Origin of the sequence: Enterococcus silesiacus (assembly GCF_001886225.1) — a bacterium.
In the GTDB taxonomy this organism is placed as follows: Bacteria; Bacillota; Bacilli; order Lactobacillales; family Enterococcaceae; genus Enterococcus_L; species Enterococcus_L silesiacus.
The window spans coordinates 59,515-80,515 of sequence record NZ_JXLC01000018.1; the positions used below are offsets into that span (position 1 = coordinate 59,515).

Consider the following 21,001-nt stretch of genomic DNA (forward strand, 5'->3'; position numbering starts at 1 on the left):
TTTTTTTAAGTTCAATAATTATTATTGAGATCCAGTTAATACTGGGCAAAACATAGTCTATCTATATTTTTTATTATACCACACATCTTTTTATCACAAAAACTCATAAACACTTTTTAATCTAATTTTTAAATGAATGAATCGGAGCAGGAATTCGCCCACCACGAAGAATAAAATCAGTTGAAGCATAGTCGTTAACTTTCATAACTGGAGCTCGTCCTAACAAACCACCAAACTCGACCATATCACCGACTTTTGTCCCCTCAGCCGGTATGATTCTAACTGCAGTCGTTTTATGATTGATGACACCGATTGCCGCTTCATCAGCAATCATGGCAGCAATCGTTTCAGCTGACGTTTCACCAGGTATAGCAACCATGTCTAAACCAACAGAACAGATTGCGGTCATCGCTTCTAATTTTTCTAAATTCAAGGCACCATTATTAACCGCATCAATCATTCCAGCATCTTCTGAAACAGGGATAAATGCACCTGACAATCCGCCAACATGGTTACAAGCCATTACACCGCCTTTTTTTACAGCGTCATTCAGTAACGCCAAAGCAGCAGTAGTACCGTGTGTGCCTACACTTTCCAAACCCATTTCTTCTAAAATATAAGCCACACTATCGCCCACAGCGGGAGTTGGTGCTAACGATAGATCAACGATTCCAAAAGGAACATTTAAACGCTCTGATGCTATTTTTCCAACTAATTGGCCCATTCTAGTAATTTTAAAAGCTGTTTGTTTGACTACTTCGGCAACGACATCAAAAGACTCGCCTTTAACTTTTTCCAATGCTCGTTTGACAACCCCAGGACCGCTGACTCCTACGTTGATTACGCAATCAGCCTCACCAACACCATGAAATGCTCCAGCCATAAATGGATTGTCTTCCACTGCATTTGCAAATACGACTAATTTCGCACATCCCATATCGGATTTTGCAGCCGTTTCTTTAATCACATAGCCCATATGACGAACAGCATCCATATTGATCCCTGCTTTAGTTGAACCGATATTTACTGAAGAACAAACAAATTTTGTTTCAGCTAGTGCTTGAGGGATTGAATTGATCAAAATCTCATCACCGTGTTGATAGCCTTTTTCTACTAGCGCACTGAATCCACCAATAAAATTGACACCCACTGCTTGAGCTGCTCGGTCTAATGCTTTCGCATATTTTACATAATCCTTATCTGGACTTGCCGCCGCAATGATTCCAATTGGCGTTACAGAAATCCGTTTATTGATGATCGGAATCCCGTATTCAGTTTCAATTTCTTCACCAACGTTAACTAAATTTTTTGCCAAGCGAGTAATTTTGTCGTAGATTTTTTGACAAGCTTTATCGCTGTCACTATCAATACAATCTAACAATGAAATCCCCATCGTGATGGTTCGAATATCTAAATTTTCTTCTTCAATCATACGGATCGTTTCTAGAATCTGATTTGTTTCCAATGAATACTCCTCCTAAATTTAAAAGCGGAACAAATCGGTTAATCCTCTAGAAAATTAGGAAATTAGCATTGAAACGCTCTTTGTTTCACTGACAATTTATCTATTTTCCTAAGAATTGATTTGTGCAGCTAGATAGTATAAAAGCGTAGCGGGCTCATCCAGCCTCGACAGGAAAATAGGAAATTATGACTGAGGTGCTTTTTGCCTCATTCATAATTTATCTTTTTCCCGAGAGGCTAGCCCGCGAAGCTAGATATGGTAACAACGTTCCACTTCGCTTCACCTTGTACTTTTCAACATCAGTTCATTTTATTCACTGTGTTTCAAAGCAAAAGCACAGCGAAACGTTAAGTTCCTGAACAATTTAGAAAATCACCTTAAAGACGTTTTTGGTCTTTCAGATGATTTATCTAATTGTTGAGGGAACTGTTTCGCGAAGCTAGGTAATACAAAAACTGAAAAAGCTTGGTCAACCACGACTGGAAAGTAAGAAAAAATGACTGTGGCGCTCTTTGCCTCATTCATTTTTTATCTTTTTCCCGAGACCTTCAATCCTTTGAGCTTTAGCTCTTAGGAATTGTTGAGATTGAAGCGTAGTGGTTAGCTCTTGAAGCTAGATAATGTACATGCAAAATCCAAACCCTACAATAGTGACTATTATAATTTATGCATCACATTAAAAATTTCTTCATTTTGAATACTGATTGTCACACCTAATTTTTCACCTAAAGTATTTAGCTCAGAGCGAATCACTTCAAAATCATTCTTGCCTTTAGCAATTTCCAAGACCATCATCATGGTAAAATAACTATCCATGATTGTTTGTGACACATCAATAATATTCATATCCAGTTCAGCTAATTTTTGACTAACTCCAGCAATGATTCCTACCTTGTCTTTACCAATTACAGTTAATACTGCGCGCATATCATTTCCTCCTAATTTTAAAAGCGGAACAAATCAGTTAATCCTGCAGAAAAATAGGAAAATAAGAGCGTGGCGCTCTTTGTCACACTCAAATTCTTTCTAAGAATCCAATCACACAAGCAGGATTAGCTTTTCAATGCTCTATAAGTTTTTCCTATTATATCATAATTTGTTCATTTATTAACAAAAAAAAAGAACAAAAGACTTTAAAATAGAATCATTGTTCGCTTTTTTATTTATCCACAAAAAAACTTCTGAGATATTAATACATCTTCTCAGAAGTTTTCCACTTAAACTATTTTATTGAATTGTTCTTTACAGATTGAGCACGTGACTTTGATCTTACCTTTTCCTTTAGGAGCTCGTAACTGCTGTTTACAGTTTGGGCACTTAAAAAAAGTATAGATCTTGCGCTCTTTGAGCTTTTCTTTTGAAAGATCAAGCTTCTTTTTTAGTTGCTGCACTCTTGAAAGGTAGCGAGTATTTTCATTTGAGCGTGGGTAAATTCTTTTAGAAAAAAAGCGATAATTCAGCCATAATAACAGACTGACTGCTAGCCAAAAAGCGATAGATGTTGGTAAAAACAAATTGAGCAGTAATAAGATCAAACTTCCTCTCATCAGAGTAGTATTCAATTGATCCATTCGCGCATATCTGCCTACTAATAATTTTTGCATTTTTGCATTCCAGCGAAGTAGTCGTTCAATCCAAATTTGTCCCATATGATCCCTCTTTTCTTTACTATTATCTCAATCAATAGTCTTTGTTTCAAGAGGTATCATGAAAACTATATCAAAAATAAATCTGATTGATTTTTGTAATTTCTTCTTTGATTTTTTCTTTTAATTCAATTGGACGAACTACTTCAACGGCTGAGCCAAAGGATAATAGATACGATGCCAGCCAAGAACCTTCTACTTGCCAAGTTTTTACTTTGGTATAGTCGGTAAAACTTTCTGTTTCAATTGCTAGCAAATCTTCCTGTATTTGATGAATTTTATCATTTCTAACTTTGAATTCAAGATAGACCTTTGTAAATTCAGGCTGATAATCCTTAATCAAATAAACGTCATCAAGATCATTCTCGGAAACAGCCAGTTCAGTCATTCGTTTTAATTTAAAGAGCAGAGTCATCTTTCTAACGCAACAATAGCCTGCTAAATACCACGCATTCTGCTTAAAAATCAGTTTGTTTGGCATCACTTCTCTACTTGTTTTGTTACCCTTGCTATTAATATAGGTAAAAATAACACATTTTTTTTGATTTTTGGCTTTGGTGATTAATCCAATCGCATTAGCTTCATCTTCTCGTCCCCAGGTCGAAAAATCAATATCTATCCATTGCTCTACTTGTTTTTTAAATAAGGAGGATAGTTTGTTGACTAGCGGAGTCACACTTTTTAAATTGGTCGCTGCTAAATTTTGTAACGCCAAGATAATTTGATCCTGCTCGTCATCATCTACAAAAGTGGCCGACAAGTGATGCGTATCCAATAAGCGAATTCCGCCATCTCGCCCGCTTTGAGAGTACACTGGAAAACCCAACGCAGATAGTGTATCGATGTCCCGATAAATCGTACGAGTCGAGACTTCCAGTTGTTCAGCTAATAGTGTTGCTTTGGCTTTATTATGCATCGTTAGATAATGCATAATATAAAACAATCTGGATAGACTATTCATCGTCCTTAAAATCCAGGATCAACTTACTATTTTCGCCAACAAAATCATATTGATAAGAGCCAGTCAATCCATGTAACTCTCCACTACTTTTAATAAGCATACCGGGTGAATCCAGTGATCCTTTGTCAAAAATTCCTTTTTCAGCGGCTGTAAAGGTTCCTGTTTTTCCTTTATATTGGCCTTCAAAGTGAAGAAATCCTGATATTCTCGCAGTCGCAAGGTGCCCATCTTCTTTATTGCTTTCTAGATAATAAAGAAGATATTCGACCCAAGCTTTTCCTTGTAGATCCCCGTCAAGTTCATATTCTGCTTGAACTCGGTTTACTGGGAATTCGAGTTCTAATGCATTAGCTGGTTGTTCTTCCCATTTTGTTACGTTGAAAGTCGTACTCATACTCATCCCTCCTTATGAATAAAAGGATAGCAAACATACGTTCTTTTTTCAAGCGAACAACTTAATTTTTTTTCGTTTTGTTTTATTCATTAACTAAGAATTCTCTGATTTTTTTACTGAAGACAGTAACATTTTCTGACTTAGACGCGGCAGTCGTAACATCTAGATGTCCAGGATCTTTAGACCATGTACTTGAATCGGCGGTTAAATAAATACTGAGTTTTTTCTCATTTTTGTGTTTATTAATATAATCTAGCGCAACTTTTGGAGGATCACTTGATTGAACGGTTGATAGAATAATTACTTTATCCCACTCTTCGATCCTATTTTCTCCAATTTCTTCCACAGGTTCAACTTTTATATAAATATTCTCGTCTGCAAGATTTTTGGCAAGTTCATCAATTACTTCATTTTTGAATGCCCGGTCTTGTGTATAAATAACTGCACGATGTGCATTTGACTTTTCATTTAACTCTTCGTTGATTTCATAGCTCGTGACCACACCTTGTGCCCTTGCTAAGCGATAGTAGCCTAAAAATCCGGCGCCTCCTAGTGCGATCAAAATGATTCCGATCAATCCATATCTAAATAGTTTGTTGTTCCACAATTTTTTCATTTGTATTTCCTACTTTCGTTTTTCAATTTTTTATTCGTAGCGTAAAGCGGTTATTGGGTCTAATTTAGCGGCTTTTGCTGCTGGGTATAAAGCGAAAACCACACCTAAGACACCTGTTATACCTAAAGTAGCTAAAGCATTAAGCGGCGCTATCTGAATCACCTGATTAAAGCCAATACTCGATTCAATCAATGGATTAGCTAACAGTTGGATTAGATAGGCAAACGCTACTGAAATGACATTCGATAAAAACATGATATAAATAGCTTCCATTCTGAACAGACGCTTGATATACCCTTTTTTGTATCCGATCGAGCGCAATACACCAATCTCTTTGGTTCGTTCTACAACTCCGATATACAGAACAACTGCGATCATTACCCCTGCAACGATCAAAGAAAGTCCAGCGATGAATGCTAACAAGTACACAATAATATCAGTAAATTGCTTAAATGTGTCCAAGAAGGAAGACGCATTTGTGATCGCATAATTTTCGTATTCTGGGTCTTCTTTGTATTTTTCAATAAACGTTTCAGCAGCTTCTGGATTTTCCGCAAATGCATCGATTGTATAGATTGGCTTATCGATACCCATGCTTTTCACCATGTCAGTAAATGTTTTCGGTGATGCCATAAAGCCTTGGACAAAACCTTCTTCTTCTGGTGAGGTAATTCCTTGAATCACTGTTTCTATCTCAATTGTCGTGTTATCAACGCTCTGATCACGACCTTGATAAACTAACGTAATTGGTTTTGAGATTAACTTTTCGACACTTTCTTTTGTCAACTCTGAGTTTTTCAAGCCTAGTATTTCTCTAGCTACAGAAGCTGGCAGGACAACCCCTGATTCTTCTGGGGTTACAAAAGTTCCAGCTAGTAAATAACCATCAGCTACGGTGTTCGTTTTATAACGTTCCTTGTTTAGATTGGCCTCATCCATTTGCGATGGTGCTAACTCTTCAATCAATTTGTCATCATATTTAAATCGAATACCAGCGATATTCGCTCTTTCATAAACTTCTGTGATTCCTTCGTCAGCATAAAGCTCCTTTAATTTTTTAATTTCTTCTTCTTTTAGCAGTTCAGAGGCCCTTGGTGGTCCACCACGTTCTGGATCTTGATAATAAGAGGTAATTTGATTTGGAGAATATGCTGTTTGGAAAAAGTCACCAAGTACTTCCGTAATCCCGTTTCCGATACCTAAAGCCAATAAAATCGCAGTGATCCCAATAGATGTACCGAAAGCAACTAACAGATTTCTTAAAATCCGACTAAAAAAGTTTTTACTAACTAGTTGCAAGGTAGCACCAATCGAAAGAGACACGCGTGATGCAACTTTTTTCTGTGTTTGATTTTTTTTGAAATCAGGTGCCTTAATTCGGTCATCACTTAATATCCGGCCGTCTCTTACTCTTAAGATCTTCGTTGCATAACGCATCAAACTTTCATCATGAGTAACTGTAATCACTAATGTGCCTTCATTACTCAGTTGCTTCAATAGATCAATGATCGCTGCTGCCGTGACTGAATCCAACGCTCCAGTTGGCTCATCAGCTATGATCACTTTTGGATCATTTGCAAGCGCTCTAGCAATCGCTACGCGTTGTTTTTGTCCGCCAGAAAGCTGACTAGGATACTTATTAGCGTGATCAGCTAAACCGACTTTGCTCAAAAGCTGGACCGCACGATCTGTCCGCTCAGATGGACTTAACATTTTATCTAAATAAAGAGCGCTTTTGACATTTTCAAGTACAGATAGATGGGAAACTAAATTGAAGCTTTGAAACACAAAACCAATTTCATTTTTGTGAAAATCGTCCATGTTCTCTGATTTTAAGTTTTGTCCTTCGTAAAAAATATCGCCACCATAATCCGTATCCAACCCACTGATGATATTTAGCAAGGTTGTCTTACCACTACCGCTAGCACCTAAAATCAAGGCAAAATCACCAGCTTCAAAGGTTGTCGTTATTTCATGTAAAACAGGCTCTTTTTTATTATCGATCGTAAAGCTTTTCGACACTTTTTTTAATTGATACATTTTTTATCCTCCTATCTAGAATCTTTGGATTGATTTTTTTCCAGCCACAAATAAGTGAATAAAATCGCAGCAGATAAGCAAGTATTTAAAAGAAACGTGCTTGGGTAAAACATACCATTATTTGCCGTTAATTCGATATTCAAACCTTGAGGAAAATAATAGCGTGCAACATCATTCAGTAAAACGACAAGGATCCAGCCAATCGCTATTACAAAGGTTTTAGAGTAATTTGGCAGCCACAATTTGGCAATTACACCTCTAAATAAAATCAGGTAGCTGATCATACCAGCAAGATAAACGGCTAATTCTAACGCTAAAAGCAATAACTGGAACACACCTAAAGTGATGGTAGCAAAGTTGAATACTAGATTGATCACAACGATCAAGATCACTTGAAGATAAGAAAGTAAATATTTTGCAGCAATTTTTTCAAATGTAGATTGCGTGACGGTACTGGCCAAGGTTTGATGGTTTGACTGGATATCCAGTTGATTAATCCGCCAAGACAGAACAACTGCCGCGACAAAAGAGAGTAGAATCGGCAAACGTTCCCATTGGGATTCAGGCATGATCACTTGAAAAACGTATTTAGCAAAATAGCTAGTTAAAATCAAAAGTAAACTACTTAAAAAGAACTTCTTACTTTTTTCATGATAAAAATTAAATAAACGTATCATTGGCTTCCTCCTCATAGATTTCCTTCAGGGACATATTTTTTTGTTCTCGTAAGTCTTCCAGATTAATTACCTCGCAATATCTGAATGGATTCATAAATAAAACATCTGTAAATAAGGTATCCATTTCTTCAATAAAATTCGTAGAAACTAAAATGATTTTTTCTTCACCACTGGCTCTTCTCAGCATCTTTTTTACTTGGATACGAGAAGAATAGTCTAAGTAAGCAAATGGTTCATCTAACAACAAAATACTTGTCTCTTTAGCATATTCACAAGCTATTTTCACTTTGACTTTGGTCCCTTCTGAAAGTTCCAGCCATTTTTGCTTTGGCGAAATATTCCATATTTCTAATTGTTCGACTGCTTTTTCCAAGCGAAATTCTGGAAATAAAATAGTGTACTCCATTAGAATTTGTTGAACTGTTTCTGTTTGTTCAAAATAGTTTGTTGTTGAAACATATGCGATACTTGATTTGAAGAGCTCACTATTTTGCGGTTGATCATTATATAGAATCGATCCTGTACTCACCTGTCGTTGTCCTGAGATACAGTCTAACAGTGTTGTTTTTCCTGTTCCGTTTTTCCCTAGAACACCGAGGATTTGGCCTTCATTCAGGTTAAAAGACAGCTCTTGAAAAATACTTTTTTGATATTGTTTGCCAATATTATTTACCTTTAGTTTATTCATCTGCACTCCTCACAATCCGTTCAATGATATGCTCCCTTTCATTCTGAGTTAACTCTAGCTTTCTTAATTGAGTGATAAAGGCTTCCAAATGAGCTTCAATCAATCGAAAACGTAAATCTGTAATTTTATCGGCTTTATCTGTCACGAACTTACCAATCCCTCTCTGACTGATCAAAATTTCTTGTTGTTCTAAAATACTATAGGCTCGTTGAATCGTTGTCGGGTTCACTTCTAAGTCCTCCGCTAATTGTCTAACTGATGGTACTTTTTCGTTTTGCTGCCAATGATCACTGGCTATCCAATGTTCAACTTGCTCGATGATTTGTTGATAAATGGGTCTGTTCCCGTCATAATTCACATGCATCCTCCCTTTTCTAGTTGTATACTGTACTGCTTAAGTCACACACTCAGCTGGTAAAACCTATTCTAGAGGAAATAAAAAAAACAATTTATATCCATGATATAAATCGCTTTAAATTGGCTATTATTCCTCAATTTCGTTGGATTACTGCTAGTAATGCTATTATTTCGATCTAAAAATTATGTTATACTTTTTTTACTTACCTATTAGATTAAAGGAGTGATGACTTATTGAACTGTATAAAGAGAATACAAATTTAATTGAGTACTTAAAAAAACAACTACATAGCGGCTGGACGGAAAAAAAATATGAAAAAGACAAAATGATTGTTGATGAATATGAAAAAACCGCTAATTTCTATTATATTGTAGAAGGCGTTATCTGCGTTGAAATTCTTAATGATGAAAAGCGTTATATTTCCTCTTTTATTTTTGAAAATGATTTTTTTGGCTTAGATAGTTTTTCTACATTTAAACAAAAAGCACACTCTATTCGAGTTATCAGTGACAATGCAACGATTTTTAGTTTACCAAAAGAAACACTTTTAGATACTTTAAATGAACAACCGCAGTATTATGAATTATTATTGACTAATTTTGCTGATATTTTCCAGCGACACTATGGCTACTTTGATTTTCTACATTTACCAACAACAGAACGAATTAAAACTGCGTTAAGTTACTTAAGTGAACATATTGGCTATCTAACACATGACGAGCATTTCGAACTGCCCTCTTTTATTACGCAAGAAATTTTATCAAAATTCTGCCGTACCTCACAATCTAGGGTCTCAGTTTCTTTAAGTGAACTGGAAAAAACTGGCTGGCTTTTGAAAAAGAAAGTGCCAATCACAATAAAATAAACACCAAAAATCAATATAACACTGATTTTTGGTGTTTATTTTATCTTGTTTTTACAATCATTTCTAACGCTTTTGCCATGTCTTCACTAGCTAGATCGATATTGTCAGCTTCCAGACACTGTTTTAGATTTTCCGTTACGACAAGTCCGATAACTTTATCAATACTTGAGCGAACTGCCATCAATTGCGTGACTACTTCTCGACAATCTTTTCCTTCATCCATCATTTTCAAAATTCCGCGAATTTGTCCTTCAGAACGCTTCAGGCGATTCGCTAATTTAGGATCACAAGCCATCCACAACTGCTCCTCTCCAGGCAGACATACCACCCATTACATTCGTTACATCATACCCTACTGAAGCAAGATATTCACTAGCCATTTGTGAACGTCCACCAGCTTGACAGATAATATAGTAGGATTGAGCTTTATCCAACGATTCAGCGGTTTCTTGCAATGTGCTTAGTGGTAAGCTTTTTGCCCCTTTGATATGCCCTGAAGCATACTCATCTTCTTCACGTACATCTATTATTGCTAATTCATTTCTTTTTTCTAGTTGTTCAAACTCATCGATCATGATTGATTTATACATTATTTAATAACCTCCTGAGGGTAAATTGTACTATAGATTTGAAAAGCACCATCTAAATTTTTAACATCAAAACCATTATTTTTTAAGATACGTTCTGCTAAATAGCTACGTTGTCCACTTTGACAACTAACGATAATTTCTTTATTCTTTGGTAATTCTGATAAATGATCTCTTAATTCATCTAATGGAATATTTTCAGCATGAGGCAGAGAACCATTATTTTTTAGTTCACTAGAGTTTCTCACATCAAGTAACATGGCGCCATTCTTTATTGCTTCTTTTAATTCATAGTATTGGATATTGTCAGAAAAACCTTCAACAATATTCGCTGCGGCATAACCGATCATATTAACAGGATCTTTGGCTGAACCAAATGGTGGTGCGTACGTAAATTCCAACTCAGGTAAATCCATAACGGTCAAACCTGCTTTGATTGCTGTCGCAATGATATCAATGCGTTTATCCACACCATCTTGACCAATCGCTTGGGCTCCGTATATTTTACCTGTTACAGGATGGAATAAAAGCTTCATTACGATTGGATGACTACCAGGAAAATACCCTGCATGGCTTTTTGATGTGGTGTGAACTGCTTTATATTCTAGTTTGCTATTTCGTAATTGACGCTCACTCAAACCTGTACTGGCCGCGGCAAGATCAAATACTCGAACAATTGCTGTGCCGATACTTCCTTTATTTTTACGAGTAACTCCTGCAATCACATCCGCCACTTGTCTACCCTGACGATTTGCAGGAGATGCAAGTGAGATTAACGCATCTTCTTCTGTGATCTGTTGTTTGACAATGATCGCATCGCCAACCGCGTAAATATCAGGATCATTTGTTTGGTAGGCTTCATTTACAACAATCCCACCACGTAAGCCCGTTTTTAAATCAGCGGCAACAGCTAGATCACTAGATGGTTTGACACCGATCGATAGCACTGTGAAATCACTTGAAATTGTTTCACCTGAACTTAATTCGATTTTCTTTCCAGCTTCTTTAAATGCCGTTGCTCCAGCCCCTGTATAGACAGTAATCCCTTTTGCCTTTAATTCTTTTTCAACAAAGGCAGCCATCTCCTCATCTAAAGGTGGTAAGATTTGCGGCGCTGCTTCTACGATCGTGACAGCAATGCCAAGGTGACTTAAATTCTCTGCCATTTCTAGACCAATAAATCCTGCCCCAATCACAACGGCTTGTTTTGGTTGGTCATTTTTGACGGCTGCTACGATCTTATCGACGTCTGGAACATTTCGTAAGGTATAAACATTTGTCGCTTCAGCCAGCCCTTCAATTGTTGGTATCACTGGCTGTGCCCCGGGTGATAGAATCAGTTTATCGTAACTGATTGTGTCCTCTTTCCCATGTGCATTGGTTAAAACTGTTTTATTTTCTCGATCGATTTTGACTGCTTCTGTTTCCGAATATACATCAATATTGAATCTTTTTTTCAACTGTTCAGGTGTTTGCAAGATCAACTCTGAACGTTCACTGATTTCTCCTGATACATAATAAGGCAAGCCGCAGTTTGCAAATGAAACATACGGTCCTTTTTCTAAAACAATGATTTCGATTTCTTCTGATAATCTTCTTAATCTCGTAGCTGCTGACATTCCACCCGCTACACCGCCAATAATCACTACGCGCATTACAATTTCCCTCCTCTAACTGCCCCACGCCAAGCACTCATACCGCCTTTGACGTTGATCGCATCGATTCCTTTAGCTTTTAATTTTTTGACTGCTTGCCGACTTCTCATTCCAGATTGACAAATCACATAGACTGGTTGATTTTCTTTTGATTGGTAAGTCGAAATTTTACTTAATGGGGTATTTTTAGCGTTTGGGATGTGACCTGACGCAAATTCGGTCTTCTCCCGAACATCAAGAACTATTGGTTTTGAATCTAGAATTTGTTGAAGTTCAGTTGTACTAATTGAATTTCCTTTTAAAAATGAAAACATTCGCTCCTCCTTTATACCCATGAGGGTATTTACAAAGATTATCATAAACGATTTTACTAACCTTGTAAAGAGGTTTGTTTTTAAGTCTTCTGGAAATTCTTTCTTACTCAATAATAAAAAGACTACCGACATTTTTAGCAGTAGTCTTTTCCTATTCCAATCAGTGATTGATTTTTTTTAAACTCTGGTTTATTTCTTCTGCAACTTTAAAGGACTGAATCAAAAGCAATAACCAGACAACGCTATAACAAATTAGAACGATACTACTTACAGCTGCTAGATAGTGTAAAGAAAAAATACTATACCCCTTCAGGTAACTAATAGAAAAAACGACGATTAACGTTCCTAAATAACTAAATAGATTTTTCCACCCCTCAGAAAGTTTAGAACGTTGGTCAATGGTCATCGTAAAAGCTGCGGCCATCAAAGCTATTACAAATAAATCAAATGGAGTAGTACTTGAAAGTAGTTTACTGAAAGAAAATCCAAACAACTTTATTTGACTCAACAACGGGTGCTCAAAAAGAAAACTTAAAACAGTGATTGAGGTAAAAATATAACACGTTGTTGTTAATACTCGAGATATAAATTTCATAAGCCCACCTCAAAAGATTTTATTTTTTCTTTTAACGGTTTTACATAGTGTCTATTGATAATTAGCTTCTCTTCATTTTTTAAGGACGCTTCAAGTTTCCCATGAAACAACGGTCTGACACTCTCCAGTTTTTCAATGTTTAACAGGGTAGATTTACTGATTCTTTGAAAATTCGGTTGTTCTAACAACTGTTCGAGTTCATATAACCGATACGTTGTTTCAAATACTTCTTGAATACTATAAATAAATATTTTTTCATCAATTGATTCAAAATAATAAATTTCATTCAATGGAATGTAATAGGTTTTTCCTTCTTTTTTTCCTTGTAATTGAAAATTGAACTGTTCAATATAACGAGTTAAACGTTTCACAGCATTCATTTTATCATTGTGGCGGATAACAATTTCAATTTCAGTAAGTTCACCAGACTGCTCTACGATCAGCTTCACTTAAATCCCTCCAAACTACGGATTATCCAATTTAATCTCTTTCAAGATCTGATTAAATTTTTCATTTTCCTCATTATGAGGTTGATGGGCGGACGAGTCAAACACAAAAATATCCTTTTTAGGTGCTTCTAATTTTTCATAATAGTTTTGGACTAATTTATAGGATGTCACATAATCATATTTTCCCTGTAAGATATAGACTGGTACACTAACATTAGCAGCAGTTTTATTTAAATCTTCTGCTAACGTATAGTTGAATAAATGGTTCAATGAACCTTGTACTCCTTTTAGAAAATCAATTTTCTCACTAATTGTATATCCTTTAAAAAATAGTAGGTTTTGATAACTTTGCTCTAACATTTTACGACCATCTTTGTGCGCATTTCCTCCACCAAATTTATTTAGTAATTCTGAGCGAGTCGACATGATATACTCTGTGGAAGGGAAATTAGAGGTCTTGGGTGTTTCATTTTCCAATGCTTGGATTGCTTTGGTATCTTTGGTTTTATTGGCATTTTCCAACATAAATTCATAGGCTATTTTTTCTGACTCTTTTTGATTAACTACTTGACCGATACCAATGTAGGCTTGATAGTTTTCTGGTTGTTTTTGAACTGTTTTCATCCCTAAAAAGCTTCCCCAAGAATGACCCATGAGATAAATTTTTTCTTGTCCAAATCGCTCTTTAAGGTACTCAGTCACTTCTAATGTATCTTCAACCATTTGATCCAAATCAACTGGATTTTTTTCTAAATCAGTATATGACATTCCAGCTCCTCGTTGATCCCAGTAACACACTGTATACATTTTTTCTAGTTCAGCAAAACTTTCTTTTGACATCGCATACTCTGGATTACCAGGTCCACCGTGTAAAAATAGTAATACTGGATTCTCTGGATTTTCACCTACGATAAACAATCCTTGTTCCATGCCACCAATCATTACTTTTTTCTTTTCCATCAAAAATTCTTTGCTATTAGAATCCTTATATGGTGCTAATGATCCTAGTGAATTTACAGATAAAAATAGGACTAGTCCCCCTACTACTATGGTTACAGCCATTGTGCTGCCTGCTAAGATCTTTTTCCAACGCTTATTTAATAATTTAGTATTCATATACTCATGCCTCTTTTCTATCTCATTTTTAATAAGATAAGTATTATAATAAACAATTTCTTTGTATTTACTATAGACTATCGGCTAACGTGCATTTTTGACAGGTTAAGTTACTTCAACTGACAATTGTTTAGCGTATTTACATCTTTTTGTGCTAATTGTGTTTGTTACTTTGTATTTAAGCGATATCCTTTTGAGCAATCATTGAAAACAACTTCAAGATATCGTGAGAATAGATCACCTGTTGTCAGAGTTACGTACCAAAATAAACTCGTTATTAAAATAATAAGCTAATGTTGATGATTCATAGTTGGTTTTTCGTTTATTTAATGTAAGATAAAGCAAGATTAGCAACTCAAAAATCCCCAATTTCTATCCTAAAAAACCTATTTCTTAAGAAAGTCCAATAATTATTAACTTATTTGGCACATTTTTGTAACATTTAACCTCTATACTGAATGTAACACTTAAAGAAAAGAGGTTATTAGATGAATCAAGGCATTCTAAAAAAACAAAATATTTTACCCTTACTATTGATTCTACTTCTTTCATTTGCTAGTCTTTTCCTTATTTTTAATAAAGAAGAACAACCAATCCAAGATGAAGCGACTGCTTACCAGCAGATTTTTATTGATGAAATAGCATCTGAAGCCAAGCTTTTACAAAAACAAACTCATTTATTTGCCAGTATCACGATTGCTCAAGCGATTTTAGAATCTGACTGGGGTCGTAGTGATTTAGCTGTAGACGCTAAAAATTTATTTGGTATTAAAGGTGCTTTCAATGAGCAATCTAGCATTATGCCCACAGATGAGTTTATTGATGGTGAACGAATCACGATTGATGATTCTTTTAAAAAATATGAAACGGTCCAAGAATCAATGGCCGATCACATAGAATTTTTAAAAGGCGGCACTTATGAAGGCATTAAAACAAGTAAAAATTATCAAGAAGCGGCTGTTGCTTTGCAGAATGGTGGTTATGCAACTGACCCCGATTACGCTGAAAAACTGATTCAATTGATTGATGAATTTAAACTATACAAGTATGATAAATAATCAAAGCATATCAAGAGCTGTTCTGATCTAATGCTGTTATGCTTGTTGTTGGGAGATTGTTGATATGGATCATTTTTACTATATTCTAAAAGATAGCGGTAATACTATTTTACGAAACAAAGGAGCTGCTTTTTTTAAAAGTATTTTTTCTTTTCTATATTTCTTTGTTTTGACCCTTTTGCTCCACGCTTGGATCACTTCAGCTCATTTGAAGAAAATAGAGGAGCAAAATAGGTTAAAAGAAATTGATTCGCTGGATGCTTTTACTCAATCAAATGCCAGTCAAAATCTAGTGACTTTATTAGAGAGTTTAACCAATGCCTTACTTATTTTCAGCATTGGTTTGCTTTTATTCGGGATTTTTTATCTTTTTATTTATTTTCAAAGAGCAATCATATTGGATAAAAAAGAACTGATCCTTAAAAAAATGTTAGGTAGCTCAGCGCTTCAAGTCACAAGTGAGCTTTTTATTGAGCCTTTGTTGCTCATTATACCAAGTAGTCTTCTAGGCTTGACTACAGCAGAATGTCTCTATACGCTTTTTTTTAAGCTATCTGATTCATGGTTCATAGATATTTTGTTTCACCCAAGCTATTTTGTCCTTTTAGTGGATTTTCCGTTGATCGGATGTTTTTCACTTTTACTTATAGGTCAATTTTTCTACTTCAAACAAAAAATAACGAATCTTTAAAAGGAGACTTGGACATGCATATTTTAGTTGCCGATGATAGCCCCGAAATGGTACAAATCGTTAGCGCCTATTTAAAAAAGGATGGATTTACAGTCTATACTTCACTGGATGGTGAAGCGGCTTTAGATATTTTTTATCAAGAAAAATTAGATTTAGCTATTATTGATTGGATGATGCCTAAAATTGATGGCATTGAGGTCATTAAAACGATCAAAGCCGAAAGCTCATTAAAGGTCTTGATGCTCACAGCTAAATCAACTGGTGAAGACGAATTTCTTTCTTTATCTAGTGGTGCAGATGACTACATCACCAAACCATTTCATCCACAAGTGCTATTATTACGTGTCAAAAAATTGCTTGGTTTAACGCGTTCATTATATGTGAGAAACTTATTGATCGATCCAGCTAATTTAAAAGTTTGGAAAGAGGAACAAGCATTGGATTTAACAAAAAAAGAATTTGATTTGCTGATGATGCTGGTTAAAAATCGTGGCAGTATTTTATCAAGAGAACAATTGTTAGTCGGTGTTTGGGGCATGGATTATGATGGTGTGGCGCGAACGGTGGACACACATATTAGACGACTTCGTGAAAAAATTGGCGATGAGACCATCACCACCAAAAGAGGAGTGGGCTATCTCATTGAACAAGAAAACTAGAAAAATCAGTACGACGCTTACTTTAACCTTTTCTTTGATCATTATTGGTAGCTTTATTGTTATGTTTGTTTTGAATAGTTTAATTGTGCCTCACTACTATTTTTCAAAAATGGAACATAAGGTTAGCTCTGTTATGACCGATATTCAACATAGCGCCAATTCAGAACAACAACTAGCAGCATTAGAAGACAACAATCAAGTCACGATCATCACACGAAGTTTAGAGGGTACCTCACTTGATGATTTTAATGAAGCCTTAAATGTAGAGTTGAATCGAAAGAAAGTGGCATTAAATCGTTTTTGGGTCACACAAGAAACCTTGGATCAATTACAAAATAATCCTCAGGCTGTTCAACGTAATTTCGACCAAGGAAAACAAAAATCAAGTTTCTTAGTTGAGATGCGGGTGATTGATCATACTTTTTACTTAGTGGGAGTTTCTACTGTTAATTTTTCAGAAACGGCTAATCTGATCAATACCTTTAACTTTCTTTCTTTGAGCCTGACATTGGTGCTGATCATTGTGTTGATTTACATTTCTGTTCGAAAAATAACTGATCCTTTAGTTAACTTAAAAAAAGTAGCGGAAGAAATCACTGGACTGAGTTTTGTGACAACGGACGATATTCCGGCGAATGAAATTGGTGAGTTAGCCCTTAGCATCAACAAAATGAGTTACGCTTTGGCAACATATCAAAAGAACTTACTTGCTAAAAATGAACAACTTAAACAATTTACAGCTGATTTAACTCATGAATTAAAAACACCGATTGCTTTAATCAAAGCATATGGTTCTGGTATCGAAGATGATTTAGACGACGGCACGTATCTTGAAGTGATTTTACAACAAACCCAACGATTGAATGATATCGTTGATCAAATGCTAGATTATGCAAAATTAGAACAACAACAGCCAATCAATAAAGTCCCGTTGCAATTGTCAGATACTTGGAGACAAACAGTAGCAGAACTTCAACCTACGATGGAAAAAGAAGAAATTTTATTGCTAGAAGCAGACACAGATACCCCTCTTTCATTGATTGAAGCAGATTCGATTTTGCTCAAAAGAGTTTTTGATAATTTATTGACTAACAGTATTAAATACACCACGGACAAAGAGATCCAAGCCAGTTGGCGTGAAACGGAAGAATTTATCGAATTTACGATCAGTAATCAAACCTCTCTAAATTCAGATTTTGATGTAAATAAGCTTTGGGAAGCCTTTTATGTCCATGAAAAATCACGGAATAAAAACCTTTCTGGCACAGGACTTGGTTTATCGATCGTGCAATCAATCATGAATGAACATGGCTTTACGATCGAAACAAGATTGGTGCATACGACCTTGATTTTTGTTTTACATTTTTATAAAGTTAGCGAACAAGCGTAGCAATTTACGCTTGTTTTTTTATGTTTGATTTTGGCATTTTTCTGTAACATTGGGTTGATAAACTTTGGTTATGTTATTGAGTTGGGTGAGTCCGCTTAGCTCTTGTATTATCTAGCTTCGCAGGCTTGCTCCTCGGAAAAAAGATGAACTATGCTTGAGGCAAAGAACGCCTCTGTCATACTTCCCTATTTTTCTGTCGGAGCAGAATGAGCCTGCTCAGCTTTTAATGTTATCTGGCTTCATGAGCCAGCATCTCGGAAAAAAGATAAAATCTGGATGTTACAAAAAACGTCACAGTCAGATTTCCCTATTTTTCGTCGATGCTAAATGGCTCATTCAGCTTTTAAATTAGGAGGAATGTAATACATGAAAAAATTTATCATCTATCTAAGCCTAGCTGCAATCACACTATCTCTATCAGCTTGTAGCTTAAACAAAACAAATGTATCTAGCAAGAAAGAAGAGCTGATCGTCAACAAAGAGATCGAGAAAAATAAGAGCTACGCTAAAACTGATTTCTCTTTTGACGTTGATCCTGCTACTTTCACTGTTTCAATCACCGAAAATGGTGACAAAGCAGAAGTATCCAAGCCACAAGAAGCAAAAGAAGTGACTGATTTAAAAAAGAGCAAAGAAGAAATCAGTTGGACTTATCCAAATGAAAAAATCAAGGTCAAAATAAAAAAAGAAAAAAATCATCTTGCTGTGGCACTCACAAGTTTATCCGATGAAGATACATCTTTCACTTGGCCTAAATTAGATGCTAAAAACTATGTATTACCCATTGCAGAAGGAAAAACGATTCCTAATGATCAAAAAGAATGGCTTGCTTACTTTAGGCAAAATCAAGAATTATCGATGAGTGAAGCGTTCTCAATGAGTTTTTTTACAACCAATCAAGAAACGTTTGCTACAACATTTGTAATGAATAACACATTTAATAGTGATCTCTTAACTAAGACCAAGCCTCACCTTACTTTGGAAGCCAGTCACAATTTTATCGGCTTCGACAAAAATAAAACCTTGAATTATCGACTATATGTTACCGATAATGATCCTGTCGCTATCGCTAAAACCTACCAAATGGACCGCATCGATTTGGGAGAATTCAAAACACTTGATGAAAAGGAAAAAGAAAATCCAGAAATCAAAAAAATGCGTGGTGCAATCCAAGTGTATTACTGGAACAGTCGCATTTTAACTACAGAAGATATTAAATGGTCCAAACTACCTCAAAAGGTGGATGAGCCAATTTTCCAATGGATCGGTGACTTACTAACTCAATACGGTGAAGATGGTTCTGAGGAATATCTAAAAGCTTTAAAAGCGTTTAAAAACAATGAGGGCTATAAATATGAAAAAAATACATTCTTAACATCGATCAATTATGTCCTACTTTATCCGCAATTTTACGCTAAAGATATTTTTAAAAATCCAGATGCCGAGGCGCAAAAACTAATCGATAAAGGTATCGACAAACTAAGTGAACAGGAACGGTACACATTAAATAAACATCTCTTAGCTGATGTCTTAGGTGATTTAACTCCGCCCCTTGAACAATGGGGACAAGCAACTTCATCAGATGTATTCAAAGACATGAAAACAGTCGGCGTCGACAATGCTTGGATTGGTCTACCAAACTGGGCCAATGGCTTGATGAATCCTGAGATGGTCAAAATAGCCGTTGATCAAGGCTATCTAATTGGTCCGTATGATTCTTATCAGTCGATTCAAGAAAATGCTAGCATCGATTGGAATACAGCTTCTTTTCCTAACAATAATCTATACGAAAATGCAACAGTTACGAAAAAGAATGGTGAAAAAGTTGCTGGTTTCTTAGGTAAAGGTCGCAAACTTAATCCGACACAAATTTTCCCTGACGTAGAAGAACGGTTTACAGGCATCATGCAAAACAAGATTCCTTTTAATTCTTGGTTCTTAGATACAGATGCCGCTGGCGAAATTTATAATGACTATAGTCCTAATCACTTGACTACTCAAAGCGAAGATGTTGCGGGCCGTTTAAAACGAATGGATTATTTCAATCAAAATGGTCAAGTTGTCGGTTCTGAAGGTGGAAATGACTTTGCTTCAAAGGATATGGTTTTTGCCCACGGAATCGAAACACCTGTCATTATGTGGTCTGATCCTGATATGCGTCAAAATAAAGAAAGTGACTATTATGTAGGAAGTTATGCTGCTTTAGATGGCGGTATTCCAACAAAATACAAAAAAGTTGTACCGATCAAGGAAGAATACAAAGCGATTTATACTGATCCTGTTTATTCTCTGCCACTTTACAAACTTGTTTACAACCGTTCGGTGATTACTTCACATCAATGGGAATGGGATAGCTACAAAATCAAGGATCAAGTCGGTGAGCGTCGCATGAAAGAGTATCTATACAATACACCGCCAATGATGCATATCGATAAAGCAGCTTGGGATGAACATAAAGAAGATATCTCGGAAAATGCTAAAATTTGGAGTCCTTTCCAAAAAGTAGCTTTACAACATGAAATGACAGATTTTAAAGTCTTGACAGATGATCGCTTGGTTCAAAAAACGGAATTTGGTGATACATTATCTGTGATTGCTAATTTCTCTAGTACTGATTACGATGCATATGGGATTAAGGTTGTCAGTCATACTGCTTTGATCATAAATGATGAGAAAGAAACTGTTGTACAAACAAATGACTAGCACGCGATACACATAGTTCTTTAATGTAAAACAATGAAGAGGATGGGACAAACACCCATGAGGGCTATCGCCCT

General features: G+C 35.7%; 23 protein-coding genes. 6 read left to right on the top strand and 17 right to left on the bottom strand.

Features of this window, described 5'->3' with window-relative positions; all coding sequences use genetic code 11:
• Window positions 1-121: 121 nt before the first annotated feature.
• The 10 genes from RV15_RS12405 to RV15_RS12450 form a co-directional block, all read right to left on the bottom strand.
• Window positions 122-1,465 (bottom strand): PFL family protein, encoded by a 1,344-nt coding sequence (locus tag RV15_RS12405; protein WP_071878362.1) that lies wholly within the window; start codon window positions 1,463-1,465, stop codon window positions 122-124.
• A 657-nt stretch (window positions 1,466-2,122) separates the two neighbouring features.
• Complete coding sequence (locus RV15_RS12410; protein WP_071878363.1) at window positions 2,123-2,392, bottom strand: ACT domain-containing protein; 270 nt, start codon at window positions 2,390-2,392, stop codon at window positions 2,123-2,125.
• Window positions 2,393-2,682: 290 nt separating this feature from the next.
• Window positions 2,683-3,114: a hypothetical protein gene (locus tag RV15_RS12415; RefSeq protein WP_071878364.1), complete on the bottom strand. Its 432-nt coding sequence runs from the start codon at window positions 3,112-3,114 to the stop codon at window positions 2,683-2,685.
• A 70-nt stretch (window positions 3,115-3,184) separates the two neighbouring features.
• Entirely contained in the window at window positions 3,185-4,072 is an 888-nt protein-coding gene (locus RV15_RS12420; protein WP_071878365.1) for a helix-turn-helix transcriptional regulator, read from the bottom strand.
• Window positions 4,065-4,466, bottom strand: coding sequence for a DUF3224 domain-containing protein (locus tag RV15_RS12425; protein ID WP_071878366.1), 402 nt, complete (start codon window positions 4,464-4,466; stop codon window positions 4,065-4,067). The genes RV15_RS12420 and RV15_RS12425 overlap by 8 nt, the downstream gene beginning before the upstream one ends.
• Before the next feature lie 82 nt (window positions 4,467-4,548).
• Complete coding sequence (locus RV15_RS12430; protein ID WP_071878367.1) at window positions 4,549-5,082, bottom strand: hypothetical protein; 534 nt, start codon at window positions 5,080-5,082, stop codon at window positions 4,549-4,551.
• Between the two features lie 30 nt (window positions 5,083-5,112).
• A complete protein-coding gene (locus tag RV15_RS12435) occupies window positions 5,113-7,122 on the bottom strand; it encodes an ABC transporter ATP-binding protein/permease (protein ID WP_071878368.1) in 2,010 nt (669 codons plus the stop codon).
• Window positions 7,123-7,133: 11 nt separating this feature from the next.
• Window positions 7,134-7,799 (bottom strand): hypothetical protein, encoded by a 666-nt coding sequence (locus RV15_RS12440; protein WP_071878369.1) that lies wholly within the window; start codon window positions 7,797-7,799, stop codon window positions 7,134-7,136.
• Window positions 7,783-8,487: an ATP-binding cassette domain-containing protein gene (locus tag RV15_RS12445; RefSeq protein WP_071878370.1), complete on the bottom strand. Its 705-nt coding sequence runs from the start codon at window positions 8,485-8,487 to the stop codon at window positions 7,783-7,785. The genes RV15_RS12440 and RV15_RS12445 overlap by 17 nt, the downstream gene beginning before the upstream one ends.
• Window positions 8,480-8,851, bottom strand: a complete 372-nt coding sequence (locus RV15_RS12450; RefSeq protein WP_083429176.1) for a GntR family transcriptional regulator — start codon at window positions 8,849-8,851, stop codon at window positions 8,480-8,482. Before RV15_RS12450 ends, RV15_RS12445 begins: the two co-directional genes overlap by 8 nt.
• Before the next feature lie 256 nt (window positions 8,852-9,107).
• On the opposite strand from RV15_RS12450, the gene RV15_RS12455 reads away from it, so the two are divergent.
• The gene (locus tag RV15_RS12455; RefSeq protein ID WP_281246840.1) at window positions 9,108-9,710 is read left to right on the top strand and encodes a Crp/Fnr family transcriptional regulator; all 603 of its coding nucleotides are present in this window, start codon (window positions 9,108-9,110) and stop codon (window positions 9,708-9,710) included.
• Between the two features lie 40 nt (window positions 9,711-9,750).
• Here the strand turns inward: RV15_RS12455 and RV15_RS12460 are convergent, their stop codons facing one another.
• From RV15_RS12460 to RV15_RS12490, 7 genes are all read right to left on the bottom strand, one after another.
• Entirely contained in the window at window positions 9,751-10,005 is a 255-nt protein-coding gene (locus tag RV15_RS12460) for a metal-sensitive transcriptional regulator (RefSeq protein ID WP_071878373.1), read from the bottom strand.
• Complete coding sequence (locus RV15_RS12465) at window positions 9,995-10,300, bottom strand: rhodanese-like domain-containing protein (protein ID WP_071878374.1); 306 nt, start codon at window positions 10,298-10,300, stop codon at window positions 9,995-9,997. The genes RV15_RS12460 and RV15_RS12465 overlap by 11 nt, the downstream gene beginning before the upstream one ends.
• Complete coding sequence (locus RV15_RS12470) at window positions 10,300-11,952, bottom strand: FAD-dependent oxidoreductase (protein WP_071878375.1); 1,653 nt, start codon at window positions 11,950-11,952, stop codon at window positions 10,300-10,302. Before RV15_RS12470 ends, RV15_RS12465 begins: the two co-directional genes overlap by 1 nt.
• Window positions 11,952-12,266: a rhodanese-like domain-containing protein gene (locus RV15_RS12475; RefSeq protein WP_071878376.1), complete on the bottom strand. Its 315-nt coding sequence runs from the start codon at window positions 12,264-12,266 to the stop codon at window positions 11,952-11,954. The genes RV15_RS12470 and RV15_RS12475 overlap by 1 nt, the downstream gene beginning before the upstream one ends.
• Window positions 12,267-12,426: 160 nt before the next feature.
• Entirely contained in the window at window positions 12,427-12,861 is a 435-nt protein-coding gene (locus RV15_RS12480; RefSeq protein ID WP_071878377.1) for a hypothetical protein, read from the bottom strand.
• Entirely contained in the window at window positions 12,858-13,310 is a 453-nt protein-coding gene (locus RV15_RS12485) for a LytTR family DNA-binding domain-containing protein (protein WP_071878378.1), read from the bottom strand. The genes RV15_RS12480 and RV15_RS12485 overlap by 4 nt, the downstream gene beginning before the upstream one ends.
• 15 nt (window positions 13,311-13,325) lie before the next feature.
• The gene (locus RV15_RS12490) at window positions 13,326-14,426 is read right to left on the bottom strand and encodes an alpha/beta fold hydrolase (protein ID WP_083429177.1); all 1,101 of its coding nucleotides are present in this window, start codon (window positions 14,424-14,426) and stop codon (window positions 13,326-13,328) included.
• Window positions 14,427-14,914: 488 nt separating this feature from the next.
• On the opposite strand from RV15_RS12490, the gene RV15_RS12495 reads away from it, so the two are divergent.
• The 5 genes from RV15_RS12495 (at window position 14,915) to RV15_RS12515 (ending at window position 20,927) form a co-directional block, all read left to right on the top strand.
• Window positions 14,915-15,484: a glycoside hydrolase family 73 protein gene (locus RV15_RS12495; RefSeq protein WP_071878379.1), complete on the top strand. Its 570-nt coding sequence runs from the start codon at window positions 14,915-14,917 to the stop codon at window positions 15,482-15,484.
• Between the two features lie 64 nt (window positions 15,485-15,548).
• Window positions 15,549-16,175, top strand: coding sequence for an FtsX-like permease family protein (locus RV15_RS12500; RefSeq protein ID WP_071878380.1), 627 nt, complete (start codon window positions 15,549-15,551; stop codon window positions 16,173-16,175).
• A gap of 14 nt (window positions 16,176-16,189) precedes the next feature.
• Window positions 16,190-16,834 (top strand): response regulator transcription factor, encoded by a 645-nt coding sequence (locus RV15_RS12505; protein ID WP_071878381.1) that lies wholly within the window; start codon window positions 16,190-16,192, stop codon window positions 16,832-16,834.
• Window positions 16,779-18,224 (top strand): sensor histidine kinase, encoded by a 1,446-nt coding sequence (locus RV15_RS12510; protein ID WP_245791364.1) that lies wholly within the window; start codon window positions 16,779-16,781, stop codon window positions 18,222-18,224. The genes RV15_RS12505 and RV15_RS12510 overlap by 56 nt, the downstream gene beginning before the upstream one ends.
• Window positions 18,225-18,590: 366 nt before the next feature.
• Window positions 18,591-20,927: a glycoside hydrolase gene (locus tag RV15_RS12515; protein ID WP_071878383.1), complete on the top strand. Its 2,337-nt coding sequence runs from the start codon at window positions 18,591-18,593 to the stop codon at window positions 20,925-20,927.
• Window positions 20,928-21,001 lie beyond the last annotated feature (74 nt).